The organism is Candidatus Binatia bacterium, assembly GCA_036563615.1.
Classification (GTDB): Bacteria; Desulfobacterota; Binatia; order UBA12015; family UBA12015; genus DATCMB01.
Map to the genome: position 1 here is coordinate 168,043 of DATCMB010000009.1, position 17,468 is coordinate 185,510.

The following is a 17,468-nucleotide window of genomic DNA, read 5'->3' on the forward strand; positions in this document are numbered from 1 at the left end:
TGTCGCTCGTTTCGACGGCGATCGGATCGAACTTTGGAGGACAGGCGAGGTCGACTTCGCGCGCGGCGCGTGCAGCCCGAGCGCTGTTCCCGGCCGCGGAAACGGCGACTGCAGCGCGCGGGGGCGCACCATTGACGGAGTGCCCGGAGCCAGGCTCAACTGCCGGGCATGGACTTCGAGATCCCCGCCGACATCGCCGCGTTCCTCGACGAGATGGACGCGTTCATCGAGCAGAAGCTCAGGCCGCTCGAGCAGCAGGACGACAACATCCGCTTCTTCGACCACCGGCGCGAGGACGCGCGCACGGACTGGGATCGCGGCGGCCTGCCGAACCGCGAGTGGGAGGCGCTGCTGCACAAGGTGCGGCGCATGGCCGACGAGGCCGGCATCTACCGCTACCCGCTGCCGAAGTCGCTCGGCGGACGCGACGGCACCAACCTCGGCATGGCGATCATTCGCGAGCACCTCGCGGCGAAGGGGCTCGGGCTGCACTGCGACCTGCAGAACGAGCACTCGATCGTCTCGAACCACGTCGGGCTGCTGCTCATGATCGAGTACGGCACCGACAAGCAAAAAGAGCAGTTCCTCGACGGTCTGCTCGCCGGCACCACCGGCTTCGCCTTCGGCATCACCGAGCCCGAGCACGGCTCGGACGCGACGCACATGGAGACCACCGCCGTGCGCCGCGGCGACATCTGGGAGATCAACGGCGAGAAGACCTGGAACACCGGCGTGCACGTCGCCGACTACGACCTGATCTTCGCGCGCACGAGCGGCAAGCCCGGCGACGCGCACGGCATCACGGCGTTCCTCGTCCCGACGTCCGCGGAGGGCTTCAAGGTCGAGAAGTACCTGTGGACGTTCAACATGCCGACCGATCACGCCCACGTGACGCTGAAGAACGTCCGCGTGCCGCACGACGCGATCTTCGGCGGCGAGGGGCGCGGGCTCGCGGTCGTGCAGCACTTCTTCAACGAGAACCGCATCCGTCAAGCAGCGTCGAGCCTGGGCGCCGCGCAGTACTGCATCAACGAGTCCGTCGAGTACGCGAAGGTGCGCAAGCCCTTTGGCAAGCCGCTCGCCGAGAACCAGGGCATCCAGTTCCCGCTCGTCGAACTGCAGACGCAGTGCGAGATGCTGCGCGCGCTGATCCACAAGACGGCGTGGATCATGGACACCAAGGGCAACTTCGCCGCGTCGGACAAGGTGTCGATGTGCAACTACTGGGCGAACCGGCTGTGCTGCGAGGCGGCCGACCGCGCGATGCAGATCCACGGCGGGCTCGGCTACTCGCGCCACAAGCCGTTCGAGCACATCTACCGCCACCACCGCCGCTACCGGATCACCGAGGGCACGGAGGAGATCCAGATGCGGCGGGTCGCGGGCTACATGTTCGGCTTCATGAAGCAGCGCGCGCCGAAGGGCGTGAGCGAGGGCTGACGACTCGTTCAGGGACGCCTGGACAAATACCCCCACGGGGTATACGGTCGTCCGCAGGAGGCTGTCATGAGCGATTCCCACCGGACGGCCGCGCAGTCGTCGCACGCGTGCTGCTCGAAGGAGCGTGCTGCGTCGGACGCCCCCGCGGCGACGCACGACGCGGGCGACGCGCGCGCTGCGGCGGCCGAGGCGCGTGACCCGCACGCTGCGGCGCACGGCGCGGACGACGCGCAGACGCACGGCGCCTGCCACGCGCACGGTGACGCCGCGCACGCGGCGCACGCGCACGGCCAAGCTTCGCACGAGCAGCACGCGCACGGCGGCGGTTCGCACGAGGGCTGCCAGTACCACGCGACGCACGGGGACGCGCACGCTGCTCACGCGGGACACGGCCACGGCCACCACGCCGCGCACGCGGGCGGCGCCAAGGACCCGGTCTGCGGCATGAGCGTCGACCCCGCGACCGCGAAGCACCGCGCCGAGCACGACGGCAAGGAGTACTTCTTCTGCTCCGCGCGCTGCCGCGAGCGCTTCCTCGCCGAGCCGGCGCGCTTCCTCGCGTCGCCCGAGGAGCGTGCGCGCAGCGAAGCGCAGCCGGCACCCGAGGGCGCGATCTACACCTGCCCGATGCACCCCGAGGTGCGGCAGGTCGGTCCGGGCACGTGCCCGATCTGCGGCATGGCGCTCGAGCCCGAGCTCGTCACCGCCGACGCCGGACCGAACGAGGAGCTCCTCGACATGCGGCGGCGCTTCTGGATCGGCCTCGTGCTGACGCTGCCGGTGTTCGCGCTCGAGATGGGCGGTCACCTGCTCGGTCGCGCGCACCTGGTACCCGCGCGCGTCTCGACCTGGATCCAGCTCGTGCTCGCCACGCCGGTCGTGCTGTGGGCGGGCTGGCCGTTCTTCGTCCGCGGCTGGGCGTCGATCCGCGCGCGCAGCCTCAACATGTTCACGCTGATCGCGATCGGCACCGGCACCGCGTGGCTCTACAGCGTGGTCGCGACGCTCGCGCCCGGGATCTTCCCCGCGGCGTTCCGCGCTCCGGACGGCAGCGTCGCGGTGTACTTCGAGGCCGCGGCGGTGATCGTCGTGCTCGTGCTGCTCGGGCAGGTGCTCGAGCTGCGCGCCCGCGAGCGCACGGGAGGCGCGATCCGCGCGCTGCTCGACCTGAGCCCGAAGACCGCGCGCCGCGTGCGCGCGTCGGGCGACGACGAGGAGGTCGCGCTGGAGGACGTGCAGGTCGGCGATCTCTTGCGCGTGCGCCCCGGCGAGAGGGTGCCGGTCGACGGCGTGCTGGTCGAAGGCCGCAGCGCGGTCGACGAGTCGATGGTCACCGGCGAGTCGATGCCGGTCACCAAGGAAGCGGGCGCGCGCGTGATCGGCGGCACGCTCAACCGCAGCGGCAGCTTCGTCATGCGCGCCGAGAAGGTCGGGCGCGACACGATGCTCGCGCACATCGTGCAGATGGTGTCGGAGGCGCAGCGCAGCCGCGCGCCGATCCAGCGCCTCGCCGACCGCGTCGCGGGCTGGTTCGTGCCGGCCGTGCTGCTGGTCGCGGTGGCGGCGTTCGTCGGCTGGTCGCTCTTCGGCCCGCCGCCCGCGATGGGCTACGCGCTGGTCGCGGCGGTGAGCGTGCTGATCATCGCGTGTCCGTGCGCGCTCGGTCTCGCGACGCCGATGTCGATCATGGTCGGCGTCGGACGCGGCGCCACGGCCGGCGTGCTGATCAAGAACGCGGAAGCGCTCGAGCGCATGGAGAAGGTCGACACGCTGGTGGTCGACAAGACGGGCACGCTCACCGAGGGACGTCCGGCGCTCACCGCGGTGCGCGCTGCTGCGGGCTTCACCGAGGACGAGGTGCTGCGTCTCGCCGCGAGCCTCGAGCGTCCGAGCGAGCATCCGCTCGCGACCGCGATCGTCGCCGGCGCCCGCGAGCGCGGTCTCGCGACGTCGGAGGTGACGGGCTTCGACGCGCCGACCGGCAAGGGCGTCGTCGGCGCGGTCGAGGGACGCAAGCTGCTGCTCGGCAGCCGCCGCCTACTCGAGGAGTCGGGCGTCGCGGTGCAGGAGCTCGAGCAAGCGGCCGGCGAGCTGCGCGCGAAGGGTGCGACGGTGATGTTCCTCGCGGTCGACGGCCGTCCCGCAGGTCTGCTCGCCGTCTCCGACCCGATCAAGCCGACGACGCGCGACGCGATCCGCGCGCTGCGCGAGGACGGCGTGCGCGTCGTCATGCTGACCGGCGACAACCGCGCGACCGCGCAGGCGGTCGCGTCCGAGCTCGGCATCGACGAGGTCGAGGCCGAGGTGCTGCCCGAGGCGAAGGGCGACGTCGTGCGCCGTCTGCGCGCGCAGGGCCGCGTCGTCGCGATGGCGGGCGACGGCGTCAACGACGCGCCGGCGCTCGCCGCTGCGGACGTCGGCATCGCGATGGGCACCGGCACCGACGTCGCGATCGAGAGCGCCGGCGTCACGCTTCTCAAGGGCGACCTCACCGGCATCGTGCGCGCGCGGCGGCTGTCCGCGGCGACCATGCGCAACATCCGCCAGAACCTGTTCTTCGCCTTCGTGTACAACGCGGCCGGCGTCCCGGTCGCGGCGGGCGTGCTGTACCCCGTGCTCGGCCTGCTGCTGAGCCCGATCTTCGCCGCCGCGGCGATGTCGCTGAGCTCGGTGTCGGTGATCGCCAACGCGCTGCGTCTGCGGACGGTGAAGCTCGAGGCGTAGATGAGCCGACGGCTCCCGTGCTCACGCAGCGTCAATCACATGTGGCGATCCCTCTCGACGCGGGGCGTCGTCTTCGACGCCCGGGCCCAGTTGCGAGCGCGCGCCGCGTCCCCGTAGGATGCCCGGCATCCCCACGGTTTCCGGTCGGCAAAGGTTCGCAAACTCGAGGAGAGAAGAGAGGTCTGGCGATGCAGAGCTACGGCATGCTGATTGACGGTCGGATCGTCAATACCAGCGAGCAGGATCCGGTGATCAATCCGGCGTTCGGCGAGCCCTTCGCGACGTGCGCGCGCGCGACCAAGGCGCACGTCGACGAGGCGGTCGACGCCGCGGCGCGCGCCTTCAAGACGTGGCGCAAGGACGAGGCGCTGCGGCGCGAGAAGCTCAACGCCTGCGCGGCGACGCTGCAGGCGAAGGCCGGCGAGATCGCGCCGATCCTGTCGCAGGAGCAGGGCAAGCCGCTGCAGCAGGCGATGATGGAGGTCTTCGGGGCCTCGATGTGGTTCTCGTACTTCGCCAACCTCCAGATCGAGCCCGAGGTGCTGCAGGACGACGGCCAGAAGCGGGTCGAGGTCGTGCGCAAGCCGCTCGGCGTGGTGGCCGCGATCACGCCGTGGAACTTCCCGGTGATCCTGCTGTCGTGGAAGCTCGCGCCCGCGTTCCTCGCCGGCAACACGGTGGTCGCGAAGCCGTCGCCGTTCACGCCGCTCTCGTCGCTCCTCGTCGCCGACGCGCTGCGCGAAGTCCTGCCGCCGGGCGTGCTCAACGTGCTCTCGGGCGGCAACGACCTCGGCGCCGAGCTGACCCGCCACCCGGGCGTGCGCAAGATCTCGTTCACCGGCAGCGTCGCGACCGGCAAGAAGGTGATGCAGGCCGCGGCCGACGACCTGAAGCGCGTCACCCTCGAGCTCGGCGGCAACGATCCGGCGATCGTGCTCGACGACGTCGATCCCGACCAGATCGCCGAGGGGCTGTTCTGGGGCGCGTTCCAGAACTCCGGCCAGGTGTGCGCGGCGATCAAGCGTCTCTACGTCCCGGAGAAGCTGCACGACGCGATCGTCGCGCGGCTCGTCGATCGCGCGAAGCGCACCAAGGTCGGCAACGGCCTCGAGCCCGACGTCGAGCTCGGCCCGATCAACAACGAGCCGCAGTTCAAGAAGGTGCTCTCCATGGTCGAGGACGCGAAGCGCGCCGGCGGCAAGATCGAGGTCGGCGGCGAGCCGCTCGGCCCGAAGGGCTACTTCCTGCCGCCGACGATCGTGACCAACGTCGGTGAGGGTGTGCAGCTCGTCGACGAGGAGCAGTTCGGCACCGCGCTGCCGATCGTCAAGTACAAGCACCTGTCCGACGCGCTCGAGCAGGCGAACCGCACCAACTACGGCCTCGGCGGCTCGGTGTGGTCGGCCGACCTGCAGCGGGCCCAGGAGGTCGCGCGCGAGCTCGAGGCGGGCACGATCTGGATCAACCAGCACCTCGACCTGTCGCCGTTCCAGCCGTTCGGCGGCCACAAGTGGAGCGGCATCGGCGTCGAGAACGGGCGCTGGGGCTACGCCGAGTTCACGCAGGTCCAGGTCGTCGACACCAAGCGCTAGACGACACGGGCGAGCGGAGCGCTGCAGCGCGGTCGTGCACCGGCCGCGCTGCGCGCTCCGACCCCTTCGAGCTCCAAGCTTCTCTCCGTTCGCTCCTCGCGCGCGCTGCCATTCGCTGGACACGCCGCGCGCTCCTGATTCCGACCCCCCGGCGCAACGCCGCTAGCTCACGGCGATATATCGCGCCGATCCGCAGTCGGTCTCTCCGACGCTTCCCCCGACGACAAGCGACGAATTGACGGGCTCTTCTCGCGCCATGCGCGACGGTACGCGCGTTGCTCCTGCCGTTTCGCGCTCGCTTGGAGCCGCGACGAAATCTCTCGTCGTCGAAACGATCCTCTGGATCGAGGAGCCCGTATGAAGATCTTGACCCGATTGGCTGCGGTCGCCGCGCTCGTGGGAACGACGGCGGTCGCGCAGGCGGCGACGCTGTCGAGCCCGATGCTGCCGACCTTCCACGCCACCGACTTCGTCGGCGGCAGCATGCTCGGCAACGCGGCCGCCTGCTACGTGCGCAACGTCGGCAAGAAGCCCGTCAAGCTGGAGGTGAAGTTCCAGCAGAACTTCGGCAGCGACCTGCCGTCGAGCTTCCAGAACTGCAACGCCGTGCCGCTGGCCCCGGGCCGCACCTGCGTCGCGCTGATCAACGACCTTCCCGACGACGTCGCGTTCGGCTGCACGGCAGTGGTGTCGGGAAGCGCGAAGAACGTGCGCGCGTCGGTGGAGTTTCGCGCCCTGACGGTGTTCGGCCAGAAGGTTCTCGTCGCCGAGGATCTGCGCTGAGCGCGGTCGCTCCGCACGCATCGGCAGAAAGAGAAGGAAGGAGAACGAACGTGAGAAAGCTGATCTTGATGTCCGCGGCCGCGAGCATGCTCGGGCTTCACGGTGTCGCGCACGCAGCGCAGACGATCTCGAGCCCGGCGGCCTTCGGCGGCAACGTTCAGAACCGCGCGCAGTGCATCGTGCGCAACGTCGGCAAGACGCCGACGTCGGTGACCGTGACCATCCACGACGAGGCCGGCAACGCGCTGCCGGGCTCGAACTTCTGCGGCGCGCCGCTGCAGCCGGGTGACAACTGCTCGGTGTTCGCCAACATCGGGAACAACGCGGCGTACGCCTGCTCGGCGACCACGTCGGGCAACGCGAAGCACCTGCGCGGCACCCTGGTCATCCTCGACGACGTCGATCCGGGCGATCCCGAGCCGCTGCGCTCGGCGGAGCTCCGCTGATCCTAAGCGAGGACGCGGTCCTTCGCGGCGACGTCTGCGAAGGACCGCGGCGCCACCTCCTCGAGCAGCTTGGCGCAGGCTTGTTCGGCGCGCGCCAGCATCGGCACGCCCGCCTGCGCCTCGACGATCGGCGTCACCTGGTACTCGATGAACGGCGCCCACGCGCCGGTTGCCTCGATCAGCGCCTCGATCGAGTCGGTCTCGAGGATCACGAAGTCGCCGCCGTGCGCGCCGAGGTAGTGACCTCGGATCGTGATCCCGGGCGGCGGCTGCCAGGCGCCGTACAGCTTGAGGGCGCGCTGACGGTCGTCGAGCGAGATGTTCGGTCGCGGCCTTCCCTGACACATGAACAGCATGGGACTTCTCCTTGACGGGCTGTCGGCGCAGCAGAGCGCAGTCCGCATGCCGCCGCAAGTACCTGCGCGACCAAAATTTGCTGGGCGCTAACGCCCGAGCGCGTCGAGCGCCTGCGCCAGGCGGCGGATGCCCTCGCGGATCGCGCGCTCGCTCAGGCTGCCGTAGCCGAGCAGCAGCTCGGCGTACGGCGGCGGCTCGGCGTAGAAGTGCGCGGCCGGGTACACGCCGACGCCGCGCTCGCGGCAGGCCGCGCGCAGCCGCGTGACGTCGCGGCGGCCGAGCTCGCGCAGGCGCAGCAGGACGTGCAGCCCGGCGCTCTCGCCGAGCAGCTCGGCGCGCGAGCCGAGCTCGCGCGCGACGGCGTCGAGCAGTGCTGCGCGCCGCGTCGCGTGGCGCAGGCGGATGCGGCGCACGTGGCGCTCGAGGTGTCCTTCCGCGATGAGATCCGCGAAGGCGAGCTGCTCGAGCGTCGCGGTGCCGGTGTCGGCCAGCGCCAGCGCCGCGCGGAAGACGTCAAGCAACTCTTCCGGAACGACGAGCCAGCCGATCCTGAGCGCCGGGAAGAGGATCTTCGACGCCGTGCCGGAGTAGAGCACGCGTCCGTCGCGATCGAGCGCCTGCAGGCACTCGAGCGGCTGACCCGCGAAGCGAAACTCGCCGTCGTAGTCGTCCTCGAGGACGTAGGCGGAGCGCGTGCGCGCCCAGTCGAGCAGCTCGAGCCGGCGCGGCAGCGCGAGCACGCCGCCCGCGGGAAACTGGTGCGACGGCGTGACGCAGGCGAGGCGCGCGGCGCGGATCCGGCCGAGCTCGCTCGTGCGCAGCCCTTGCTCGTCGACCGGCACGTGCACGAGCCTGGCGCCCGCCGCAGCCGCGCAGAACGAGAAGCCCGTGTAGTGCGGCTCCTCGAGCACGACCGTGTCGCCCGGATCGACGAGCAGCCGCATCGTGAGATCGATCGCCTGCTGCGAGCCGCGCACGATCAGCACCTGCTCCGGCGCGCACACCACGGCGCGCGCGCGGGAGAGGTAGCCCGCGAGCGCGCGGCGCAGCTCCTCCGCGCCGCCCGGCGGCTGGTAGGCGAGGCGGCGCACCGACAGCCGGCGCGCGCGGCGTCCGAGCAGACGCGCCCAGGTGGCGAGCGGCAGGTCGGCGTACGACGGCTCGCCGTAGCGGAAGTCGTAGGGCAGGGGCTCGCGCGGCAAGCTCCAGGTCGCGCGGTTCGTCGGCACGGCTTCCGTGAAGCGACGCGCGAAGGCGGACATCGTCGGCGGATGTGCGTCGCGCTGTCGTGCCGCAGCGCCGCGTGCTCCGCCGGCTGTGCTCCGTGCTCCGCCCGTGCTCGCGCGTGCTCCACTCGTGACGCCGCGCGCGCCCGTCGAGCTGCTCGCACCGGCCGGTCGCGCCGGCAGCGCGTCGGCGACGTACGTGCCCGATGCCGGACGCGTCGTCGCGTAGCCCTCCGCGACGAGGCGGTCGTAGGCTTGCAGGACCGTGTTGCGCGACACGCCGAGCTCGGCCGCCAGGTCGCGCGACGAGGTGAGGCGCTCGCCGGGACGCAGGCGTCCGGCGAGGATCGCGTCGCGCAGCGCGCGGTAGGTCTGGCGGTGCAGCGGTCCGTCGCCGTCGAGGCGCAGATGGAGCACGCGGCGCTGGTACCAGAAGGACGATGGATGTGCAGCGGCACGTGGGGCCAGTAGGGAAGCCGCTTCCGGATCGAGCGAGCGTCGCGCGCACGCTCGACGCAGCTCGCCGTCGCGGACGCCGGCGGTGCGCAGCGAGAGCGAGCGGGTGCTTTGGCGGGTGCTTGGGACGGACGCCTCCGAGCGCGCGTCTTGGCGCTTTCCGTCTTGTTGGCGCGCCAAACTTCGTGGCACGAGACGCGCCCGTGCAGACCATTGCGCGTGTCCTCGTCCTGCTCGCTCTGACCCTCGCCGCTGCCTGCGGCGACGGTGACAAGAACAAAAGCCAGCCGACGCCCACACCGGTCGCGACACCACGTCCGACGCCGGGCTGCGGCAACGGCATCGTCGACCCCGGGGAGTTCTGCGACGGGCAAGACTTCTGTGTGGATTGCCAGGTCGAGCTCAACGGTTGCTGTGAGTTCTCCGACGGCTCCGGAGGGTCGATCTGCGCCACCCAGTCGCTGAGCCCGCAGGCCTGCGTCACCGTCGGCGGCGGCCGCTTCTCCGTGGGAAGGACCTGCCGGGGTTCGGACTGCAGCGACGGTACGTGCTTCGGCGACGGCCGCTGCGTGAGCGACCCGATCACGCCGGTGTCGATCTGCTGCCAGGTGACGGACAACACCTGCTACGACGCGATCGTGTCGACCACGGACGAGCTCGGAAAGTTCATCGACGACTGCGCAATCCCCCACCCCGGTGCCTACCCGCGCATCGGACAGTGCTCGCCGGTCGGAGAGTGCTTCCACGAGACCGCCGGCTGACGACGCGCTCCGGTCTTTCGCGCGACGCCGGGCTTGCGCGCTCGTTCGCACCTGCCGAAGGGATCGCCAACGTGCGGCGCCAGGGGTGGATCGCTAGCGCTCCGTGACGCGCCGGTAGTGCGGCCCCTTGCTGACGAGTGCCGACCGACCAGCCGCCACACGGACCCAGATCATCGCTGAGCTCGCGGCGTTCCCTTTGCCGCTCCTCCTCTACGTCGCGACCCTCGCGCCGACGGTGCCGCTCGAGGACTCCGGTGAGTTCATCACCGCGGCCTACCATCTCGGTGTCCCGTATCCGTCGGGCCAGCGGCTCGGGCCCCTCGCAGCGCATGCGTTCGCGTCACCTCACAGTGGTCCGGTCGCCGAGCGCGTTCACTTGCTGCGACGAACGTTCAGCTGAGCGCAGATCCCGCAGAGCGCTACCTTCAGCTGGTTCCTGAGAAAACGCGAATTGTGGCCCTTTCTCGGGCCACCCGCGGGAGCCAAGCTCGTCACCCAGGCGCAACCGCGCCGAGGAGGCCACGATGGCAACGAGCGATCTCGCGAGGTTCTTTGGCTACGTCCAGGCGTTCGAGCTCGCCTGGCTGACGGACGACTGGTCGCAGCTCGGCGATCACTTCACCGCCGACGCGCGCTACGCGTCGCCCGGCGCGGGGCCGTTCGGTGAAGGCGGCACGGGGCGCGACGGCGTGGTAGCGGCTCTGCGAGCGAGCACGCACGACATGGACCGGCGCTTCGACGTGCGCATCCCGGAGATCCTCGCCGGTCCGGTCGTGCGCGAGGACGGGGTCTGGATGCGCTACGCGCTGACGCTGCGGCGCGCGGGCTTGCCGGAGCTCCGCATGACCGGCGACCACGTCGTCAAGTATCGTGACGGCCGCATCGCGGAGCTGCTCGACACGCCGGAGGCCGGCGCCGGCGAGCGCGCCGCGGCCTACCTGCGCGAGCACGGCGCGCGACTGCGTCCCGCCGGCGCGCCGCTCGCGGCCGACGCCGCGCCGCACGACCTGCGCGACCTCGAGCTCGCCGTCCGCCGCAGCCTCGTGCGCTGCTACGGCGCGGCGAAGAGCCAGCAGGACGTCGAGGCGGCGCTCGCCATCTGCAGCCAGGACTTCGTCCTCGACTGCCCGCCCTTCGGCACGATCGTGCGCGGCAAGGACGAGGCGCGGCCGCAGCTCGAGCTCTTCTTCGCGGCCTTCCCCGACTACGGGGTCACCGTCGAGGGCATGAGCGCCGAGGGCGACTCGGTCGCGTGCTGGGGCGACGTGCACCTGACCTTCGCCGGCCCGCTGCTCGACCTGGCGCCGACCGGACGCGCCGCACGCCTGCCGTTCGTCTCGGTCTTCGCCTGCGACTCGACGGCGCTGCGCGGCGAGCGCTTCTTCTTCGACCTCGCGACGCTGTGCCGCCAGATCGGCGTGCCGGTCGAGTCCGTGCAGCGCGCGCTCGGCGGGCTCGTCGCCGCCGAGCAGCACGCGGCGCCGCTCGCGGCGGCGGGGGCGTGACGTGGCGCGCACGGTGCATCGCGTCTGCACGCTGTGCGAGGCGACCTGCGGGCTCAGCTTCGAGGTCGAGGGCGACCGCATCCTGCAGGTGCGCCCCGACCACGACGACCCGTTCTCGCGCGGCTTCGCCTGCCCGAAGGGGATCGCGATCGCCAAGGTGCACGACGATCCCGACCGGCTGCGTCGCCCCGTCAAGCGCAACGCGCGCGGCGTCTTCGAGCCGATCTCGTGGGACGACGCGCTCGACCTCGCGGCGAGCCGCTTCGCCGAGGTCAAGCAAAAGCACGGACGCAACGCCGTCGCGGTCTACTGGGGCAACCCGATCATCCACAACCACGGCGCGCTGATCCTGCGCACGGCGCTCTCGCGCGCGCTCGGCACGCGCAACAACTTCGGCGCCGGCTCGCAGGACGTGAGCGTGCGCTTCGCGACCTCGTACTACCTCTACGGCAGCTCGCTGGTCGTGCCGATCCCCGACGTCGACCGCACGCACTACTTCCTCTGTGTCGGCGCGAACCCGGTGGTGTCGAACGGCAGCGTGATGACCGCGCCGAACATCCGCGGGCGTCTGCGCGCGGTGCGCGCGCGCGGCGGCAAGGTGGTGGTCGTCGACCCGCGCCGCACCGAGACCGCGCGCGAGGCCGACGAGCACGTGCCGATCCGTCCCGGCGGCGACGCGGCGTTCCTGCTCGCGATGGCGGCGACCATCGTGCGCGAGCGCGGGCTGCCGGAGGACGTGCGCGACGTCGTCGGCGGCTGGGAGCAGATCGAGCCGCGCCTGCGCGCGCTCGACGTCGATGCCTGCGCGCGCTCGAGCGGCGTGCCGCGCGCGACCATCGAGCGCCTCGCGCGCGAGCTCGTCGCCGCGCCGTCCGGCGTCGTGTACTCGCGCATCGGCGTGTGCAACGGCCGCTTCGGCACGCTCGGGACCTACGCGACCGACCTCCTGAACGTGGTCGCGGGGCGCGTCGGACGCGAGGGCGGTGCGATGTTCACCACGCCCGCGATCGACACCGTCCGCCTGATCCAGCTCGGGGGCGGCGACGGCCACGACCGCTGGCGAACGCGCGTGCGCAATCTTCCCGAGACGTTCGGCGAGGTGCCGTCCGCGGTGCTCGCGGACGAGATCGAGACCGAAGGGGAGGGGCAGGTGCGGGCGCTGCTCACCTTCGCCGGCAACCCGGTGCTGTCGGTGCCCAACGGCGGCCGGCTCGACCGCGCGCTCGAGCGCCTCGAGTTCATGGCGTCGATCGACCTCTACGTGAACGAGACCACACGCCATGCGGACCTCATCCTGCCGCCGGCGTGGACGCTCACCGAGGAGCACTTCGACGTGCTGTTCCCGCTGATCTCGGTGCGCAACGTCGTGCGGCGCTCGCCGCCGGTGGTCGAGAAGCGCCCGGACGAGCTGCACGACTGGGAGATCCTGCTCGCGCTGACGCGCCGGCTCGGCGGCGGCCCGAGCGGCGTGCCGGCGCTCGACCGCGTGCTGAACTTCGCCGAGCGCCTGGGGCTGCGCTGGACGCCGCGTCCGACGATCTCCTTCCTGCTGCGCACCGGCGCCTGGGGCGACGGCTTCCTGCCGTGGCGCAAGGGCCTCACGATGCGCGATCTCGAGCGCGCGGAGCACGGCATCGATCTCGGTCCGCTCGAGCCCGGCATCTCGCGCCGCGTCCAGCACAAAGATCGGCGCATCCACCTCGCGCCGCAGCCGATCCTCGAGGAGTGGGACCGCTTCCTCAGGTCGCTCGACGAGCCGCGCGCGGACGGCGTGCTGCTGCTCATCGGACGCCGCGAGCAGCGCACCAACAACTCCTGGATGCACAACGTCCCGGCGATGGTCGCGGGCTCCGAGCGCTGCCTGCTCTACGTCCACCCCGATGACGCGGCCGCATGCGGCATCGGCGACGGCGACGTCGTGGTGATGGAGAGCCGCGTGCACCGCGGCGAGGTGCGCGTGCGCGTCACCGACGAGATGATGCCCGGCGTCGTGAGCCTGCCGCACGGCTGGGGGCACGCGAAGGCGGCGCCGTGGCAGAAGGTCGCGGGTGCGACGCCGGGCGTGTCGATCAACGACTGGACGGACGAGACGCTGGTCGACGCCGTCGCCGGCCAGTCGGTCCTGAACGGCGTGCCGGTGCGTCTCTTTCCGCGCGCCGCGCTCGACGAGCGCATCGCGAGCTGAGGAGAGGCGCCGTGCAGACGCAGACGGCCATCGTGCACACCGACGCCGCGGACGCCGCACGACGTGCGCCCGCTCCTCCGACAATCGCACACGCGAGCGACGCGGACGTCGCCCGCTTCCTCGAGCGCTTCCGCCGCTTCGGCGCAGCACCCAGCGTCGAGACCTACATGCCGCTCTTCCACCCCGAGGCGACGCTGTTCGACGACGGCATGGAGCGCCCGATCGGCTACGACGAGATCCCGGCGAGCATCGAGGCGACGCTGGCGCTCGTGCAGGGCTTCGTCATGGCACCCGAGCGCTGGCGCGTGAGCGGCGGCGCGCTGTTCGTCGAGGCGCGCAACGAGGCGACGATCTTCGGCGCGCGCAAGGCGTGGCGCTCGGTCTACCGCATCGACCTCGACGGCGACCGCGTGCGCCGCGGGCGACGCTACTACGACCGCGCGCCGCTGCTCGCGGCGCTCGAGCCGGAAGCGCCGCGGCTCGCGGACCTGCTGCCCGCCGCGCCCGTCGCCGACGACGACGCGCTCGCTCGTCCCGCGCCGCCCGGCACCGACGAGCGCGGGCTCGCGCGCGACGCGCTGGTGGCGCTCCTCGCTCGCTGCTGGCGTGGCGGCAGCTTCGCCGAGCTCGTGGCGCATTTCCGCGACGACGCGGTGCTGATCGCGCCCGGCGCGCCGACGCCGCTGCACGGCGCCGAAGCAGAAGGCTACCTCGCGCGGCTCGCGACGCTGCTGCGCGGCGCCGTGCCGGTCGCGCGCGCGGTCGCCGGTGACGACGCGCTGGTCTTCGTCGAGTGGGAAGCGAGCGTGCCGACCGCGCGCGGCACCTACGCGCTCGGCATCGCCGATCGCTTCGACCTGGTCGACGGCCGCGTGCTCGCCGCGCGCCGCTACTTCGACGCCGCCTCGCTGGCACGCGCGCTCGCCGCGGCGTAGCGCGCGTCGCGTCGGGAGCCGCGCGCAGGCGCGTCGGGACGGCGCGCGAGCACGACGGCGTCGCGCGCTCGCGCGATCCGATCAGGCGACGGCCGGCGCGCCGGCGGAGCGAATCGGGATGTACTGCGGCGGCGTGCCGAGGTTGAGCTCGGCGCGCACGCGCTCGAGCGGCAGCGTCAGCAGGTGCTCCCAGTCGGCCGCCGGGAGCCACGCGGCGCGACGCCCGCGCTTGTAGCCCTCGACGATCACCGGGCGGGCGAACGCGCCGTCGCCCTTCGCGCGCAGCCAGGCGACGGCGACGATGAAGCCGACCCCGGGGTTGCGGGTCTGCGCGTAGCTGAAGGCGAGGAGCGCCGCCTCGCCGACCAGGTCTCGGCCGTACCCGGTCGCGACGTGCCAGAGGTCGTGCATGTCGCGCAGGCGGTCGGCGAAGAGGCGCCGCTCGGGGCCGATGTCGTCACGCCGCGCCACCATGCTCGCGTCGGCGAGGCCCTTCCCGCTGATCTGCTCGCGCTCCATGAACTCGTAGTACGCGCGGCCGAGCGTGCCCGGGGGCAGCGAGCGCAGGTACTCGCGGTTGTCGAGCGTCTCGAGCAGGTTGCGCTTCTCGCGCAGGATGCGCTCGCCGGTCGGGGTCGCGCGGAAGCGCTGGAACTGACGCTCGCCGGAGTTGCCCGACAGCGCGTCGATGATCTCGAACACCTTCGCCGTATCGTCGGGGTTCGCGATCAGCTCGCGGATCGCGCGCCAGGCGCGCAGCGGCTGGATGCGCTTCTTCCTGGGCTTGAGCTGCTTCGACTCGGACATCTCGAACTCCGTGACCGGACGCACGGGGCGTGATAGCTGCTGACAGAATGTCAGTATCCGGCTACGTACAGGATTGTCAATAGTGGCGGCGACGCGAAAGCCACGCCGACGACGCACCGCGGAAGAGGCGCGGCACGAGATCCTCGCCGCGGCGCAGCGTCGGCTCGCGGAGGGCGGACCCGAGGCGATCCGTCTGCAGGACATCGCGCGCGACCTCGGCATCTCGCACCCGACGATCCTGCACCACTTCGAGAGCCGCGAGGGGCTGATGCAGGCGCTCGCGCGCTCGGCGATCGGCGCGCTCAACGACGACGTGCTGCGCGCGATCTCCGACCCGAGCCGCAGCACCGCGCCCGAGGCGGTGCTCGACCGCGTCTTCGAGACGCTCGGCGAGTCGGGACACGCGCGGCTCCTCGCCTGGGCGGCGCTGAGCGAGCGTACGCCGCGAACGCGCAGCGAGCCGCCGCCACAGCAGCAGACCCTGCGCATGCTCGGCGACGCGGTACACCGACGTCTCGTCGAAGAAGCGAAGGCGTCCGGCGCGCGGCCGCCGGCGCGCGAGGAGGCGGACTTCACGGTGCGGCTGGTCGCGGTGGCGATGCTCGGCGACGCGCTGATGGGCGACGTCTTGAATCGTCTCGCCGGCGCGTCCAACGATGCCACGGTGCAGCGTCGCTTCCGCATCTGGCTCGCGCGTCTGCTCGACGAGCATCTGCGCGGCGCGACGACGCCGGCGCGTCGCAGGAGGAGCAAGCGCTGAGGCCGCGCGGCGTCGTCGTGGCGCGAGCCACGTCCGCCGCCCGTGCGCGCTCGCGCCGACGCCGATGAGCAAGGGGCGACCTCCAGAGCACCTGCTCGCGCTCGAGCCGCTGCCCGCGATCACGCGGCTCGCGGTGCCGACGACGGTCGTCATGCTCGTCGCCGCGGTGTCGAACGTGCTCTACACGTACTACGTGAGCCGCCTCGGGGCGGACGCGATCGCCGCCGTTTCGCTGGTCTTCCCGATCTCGCTGGTCGCGATGACCGCGATGGGCGGCGGCATCGGCGGCGGCACGACGTCGGCGATCGCGCGCGCGCTCGGCGCGCGGCGCACGGAGCACGCCAACGCGACGGCCGGCAGCGCGTTCCTGCTCGCGATCGCGATCGGCGTGCTGTTCGCGGTGGTGATGCAGATCGCCGGGCGCACGATCTTCGCCTGGATGGGCGGGCGCGGCACGGTGCTCGACGACGCGACCGGGTTTGCGCGCGTGCTGTTCGGCGGCGCCGCGATCACGTTTCTCGCCGGCATGCTCGACAGCGTGCTGCGCGGCGAGGGCAACGTCCGCGTGCCGGCGATCTGGTCGAGCACCTCGCTGCTGCTGCAGATCCTCTTGACGCCGGTCTTCATGTTCGTGCTCGACCTGGGGCTTCCGGGGGCCGCGGGCGCGATGCTGCTGTCGCAGTTCCTCGCCATGCTGCCGCGCATCGTCTTTCTCTACCGGGGGCAGGCCGTGCTGCGGCCGCGCTTCGTCCGGCCGCGCGCTGCGCTCGAGCCGCTGCGCGAGATCCTGCGCATCGGCATCCCGGCGTCGCTCTCGACGACGATCAACTACGTCGGCGTCATGGTGCTGACCGGCGTGGTGGCGCGCCTCGGCACGCCGGACCTCGCGGCCTACGGCCTCGGCACGCGGCTCGACTTCGTGCTGCTGTCGTTCGCCTTCGGCGTGAGCGCGGCGGTGCTGACGCTGGTCGGGCTCGCGACCGGCGCGCGTCGTCCCGAGCGGATCGCCGCGTACGTTTGCTCGGCCTGCGCGCTGATCTCCGTCCTGATGCTGGTCGCGAGCGCCGTGCTGTGGTGGCGACCGTCGCTGTGGATGGGGATCTTCACCGACGACCCCGGGATCCACGCGGTGGGCGCGCTCTACTTCCGCATCGTCGGTCCGTCGTACCCCTTCGTCGGGCTGTCGATGGTGCTGGCGTTCGCGTTCCAGGGGCTAGGGCGCGCCACCCCGCCACTCGTCGTCATGGCGGTGCGCGTGCCGATCGTGCTCGGCGCCGCGTCGCTGTGCGTCGGCGCGCTCGGGCTCCGCGAGAGCGCGGTGTTCGCGACCATCGCCGCCGGCAACGTGCTCGCGAGCCTCGTGCTCGCGGCGCTGTTCGTGCGCGAGCTGCGGCGGCGCGGCGCGACGCTGGCCGCGCGCGACGCCGCCTGACGCCTCGCGCGCGTCGATCAGGCAGCGTCGCGCGGCGTTGCGCGGCGAGCCTCGCGCGC

14 protein-coding genes are annotated in these 17,468 nt (G+C 71.9%); 11 read left to right on the forward strand and 3 right to left on the reverse strand.

The window, feature by feature from the left end; genetic code table 11:
• Window positions 1-168: 168 nt before the first annotated feature.
• The 5 genes from VIS07_08520 to VIS07_08540 all read left to right on the forward strand — a co-directional run bounded on the left by VIS07_08520 (window position 169) and on the right by VIS07_08540 (window position 6,985).
• A complete protein-coding gene (locus VIS07_08520; GenBank protein ID HEY8515543.1) occupies window positions 169-1,440 on the forward strand; it encodes an acyl-CoA dehydrogenase family protein in 1,272 nt (423 codons plus the stop codon).
• A gap of 66 nt (window positions 1,441-1,506) precedes the next feature.
• Window positions 1,507-4,164 carry a heavy metal translocating P-type ATPase gene (locus VIS07_08525; GenBank protein ID HEY8515544.1) on the forward strand — a complete coding sequence of 886 codons (2,658 nt, stop codon included), beginning with the start codon at window positions 1,507-1,509 and terminating at the stop codon, window positions 4,162-4,164.
• A 188-nt stretch (window positions 4,165-4,352) separates the two neighbouring features.
• Window positions 4,353-5,756: an aldehyde dehydrogenase family protein gene (locus VIS07_08530; GenBank protein HEY8515545.1), complete on the forward strand. Its 1,404-nt coding sequence runs from the start codon at window positions 4,353-4,355 to the stop codon at window positions 5,754-5,756.
• A 357-nt stretch (window positions 5,757-6,113) separates the two neighbouring features.
• Entirely contained in the window at window positions 6,114-6,539 is a 426-nt protein-coding gene (locus tag VIS07_08535) for a hypothetical protein (protein HEY8515546.1), read from the forward strand.
• A 50-nt stretch (window positions 6,540-6,589) separates the two neighbouring features.
• The gene (locus VIS07_08540) at window positions 6,590-6,985 is read left to right on the forward strand and encodes a hypothetical protein (GenBank protein ID HEY8515547.1); all 396 of its coding nucleotides are present in this window, start codon (window positions 6,590-6,592) and stop codon (window positions 6,983-6,985) included.
• A 2-nt stretch (window positions 6,986-6,987) separates the two neighbouring features.
• Here VIS07_08540 and VIS07_08545 read toward each other — a convergent pair whose 3' ends face one another.
• Window positions 6,988-7,341, reverse strand: a complete 354-nt coding sequence (locus tag VIS07_08545) for a DUF3303 family protein (GenBank protein HEY8515548.1) — start codon at window positions 7,339-7,341, stop codon at window positions 6,988-6,990.
• An 87-nt stretch (window positions 7,342-7,428) separates the two neighbouring features.
• Window positions 7,429-8,985, reverse strand: a complete 1,557-nt coding sequence (locus tag VIS07_08550) for a PLP-dependent aminotransferase family protein (protein ID HEY8515549.1) — start codon at window positions 8,983-8,985, stop codon at window positions 7,429-7,431.
• A gap of 242 nt (window positions 8,986-9,227) precedes the next feature.
• Between VIS07_08550 and VIS07_08555 the strand changes: the two genes are divergently transcribed.
• The 4 genes from VIS07_08555 to VIS07_08570 all read left to right on the forward strand — a co-directional run bounded on the left by VIS07_08555 (window position 9,228) and on the right by VIS07_08570 (window position 14,410).
• Window positions 9,228-9,785, forward strand: coding sequence for a hypothetical protein (locus tag VIS07_08555; GenBank protein ID HEY8515550.1), 558 nt, complete (start codon window positions 9,228-9,230; stop codon window positions 9,783-9,785).
• Between the two features lie 524 nt (window positions 9,786-10,309).
• Window positions 10,310-11,290, forward strand: coding sequence for a nuclear transport factor 2 family protein (locus tag VIS07_08560; protein ID HEY8515551.1), 981 nt, complete (start codon window positions 10,310-10,312; stop codon window positions 11,288-11,290).
• 1 nt (window position 11,291) lies between these two features.
• A complete protein-coding gene (locus VIS07_08565) occupies window positions 11,292-13,475 on the forward strand; it encodes a molybdopterin-dependent oxidoreductase (GenBank protein HEY8515552.1) in 2,184 nt (727 codons plus the stop codon).
• A gap of 11 nt (window positions 13,476-13,486) precedes the next feature.
• Window positions 13,487-14,410, forward strand: a complete 924-nt coding sequence (locus VIS07_08570) for a nuclear transport factor 2 family protein (GenBank protein HEY8515553.1) — start codon at window positions 13,487-13,489, stop codon at window positions 14,408-14,410.
• Between the two features lie 81 nt (window positions 14,411-14,491).
• Here the strand turns inward: VIS07_08570 and VIS07_08575 are convergent, their stop codons facing one another.
• Window positions 14,492-15,217: a Coq4 family protein gene (locus tag VIS07_08575; GenBank protein ID HEY8515554.1), complete on the reverse strand. Its 726-nt coding sequence runs from the start codon at window positions 15,215-15,217 to the stop codon at window positions 14,492-14,494.
• 82 nt (window positions 15,218-15,299) lie between these two features.
• Between VIS07_08575 and VIS07_08580 the strand changes: the two genes are divergently transcribed.
• Both VIS07_08580 and VIS07_08585 read left to right on the forward strand, forming a co-directional pair.
• Window positions 15,300-15,977, forward strand: coding sequence for a helix-turn-helix domain-containing protein (locus VIS07_08580; GenBank protein ID HEY8515555.1), 678 nt, complete (start codon window positions 15,300-15,302; stop codon window positions 15,975-15,977).
• 64 nt (window positions 15,978-16,041) lie between these two features.
• Window positions 16,042-17,409: an MATE family efflux transporter gene (locus tag VIS07_08585; GenBank protein HEY8515556.1), complete on the forward strand. Its 1,368-nt coding sequence runs from the start codon at window positions 16,042-16,044 to the stop codon at window positions 17,407-17,409.
• Window positions 17,410-17,468 lie beyond the last annotated feature (59 nt).

Coding starts and splice junctions, on each gene's coding strand:
- VIS07_08520 (HEY8515543.1), top strand. CDS start 169: ATGGACTTCGAGATCCCCGCCGACATCGCCGCGTTCCTCGACGAGATG.
- VIS07_08525 (HEY8515544.1), top strand. CDS start 1,507: ATGAGCGATTCCCACCGGACGGCCGCGCAGTCGTCGCACGCGTGCTGC.
- VIS07_08530 (HEY8515545.1), top strand. CDS start 4,353: ATGCAGAGCTACGGCATGCTGATTGACGGTCGGATCGTCAATACCAGC.
- VIS07_08535 (HEY8515546.1), top strand. CDS start 6,114: ATGAAGATCTTGACCCGATTGGCTGCGGTCGCCGCGCTCGTGGGAACG.
- VIS07_08545 (HEY8515548.1), bottom strand. CDS start 7,341: ATGCTGTTCATGTGTCAGGGAAGGCCGCGACCGAACATCTCGCTCGAC.
- VIS07_08560 (HEY8515551.1), top strand. CDS start 10,310: ATGGCAACGAGCGATCTCGCGAGGTTCTTTGGCTACGTCCAGGCGTTC.
- VIS07_08575 (HEY8515554.1), bottom strand. CDS start 15,217: ATGTCCGAGTCGAAGCAGCTCAAGCCCAGGAAGAAGCGCATCCAGCCG.
- VIS07_08585 (HEY8515556.1), top strand. CDS start 16,042: ATGAGCAAGGGGCGACCTCCAGAGCACCTGCTCGCGCTCGAGCCGCTG.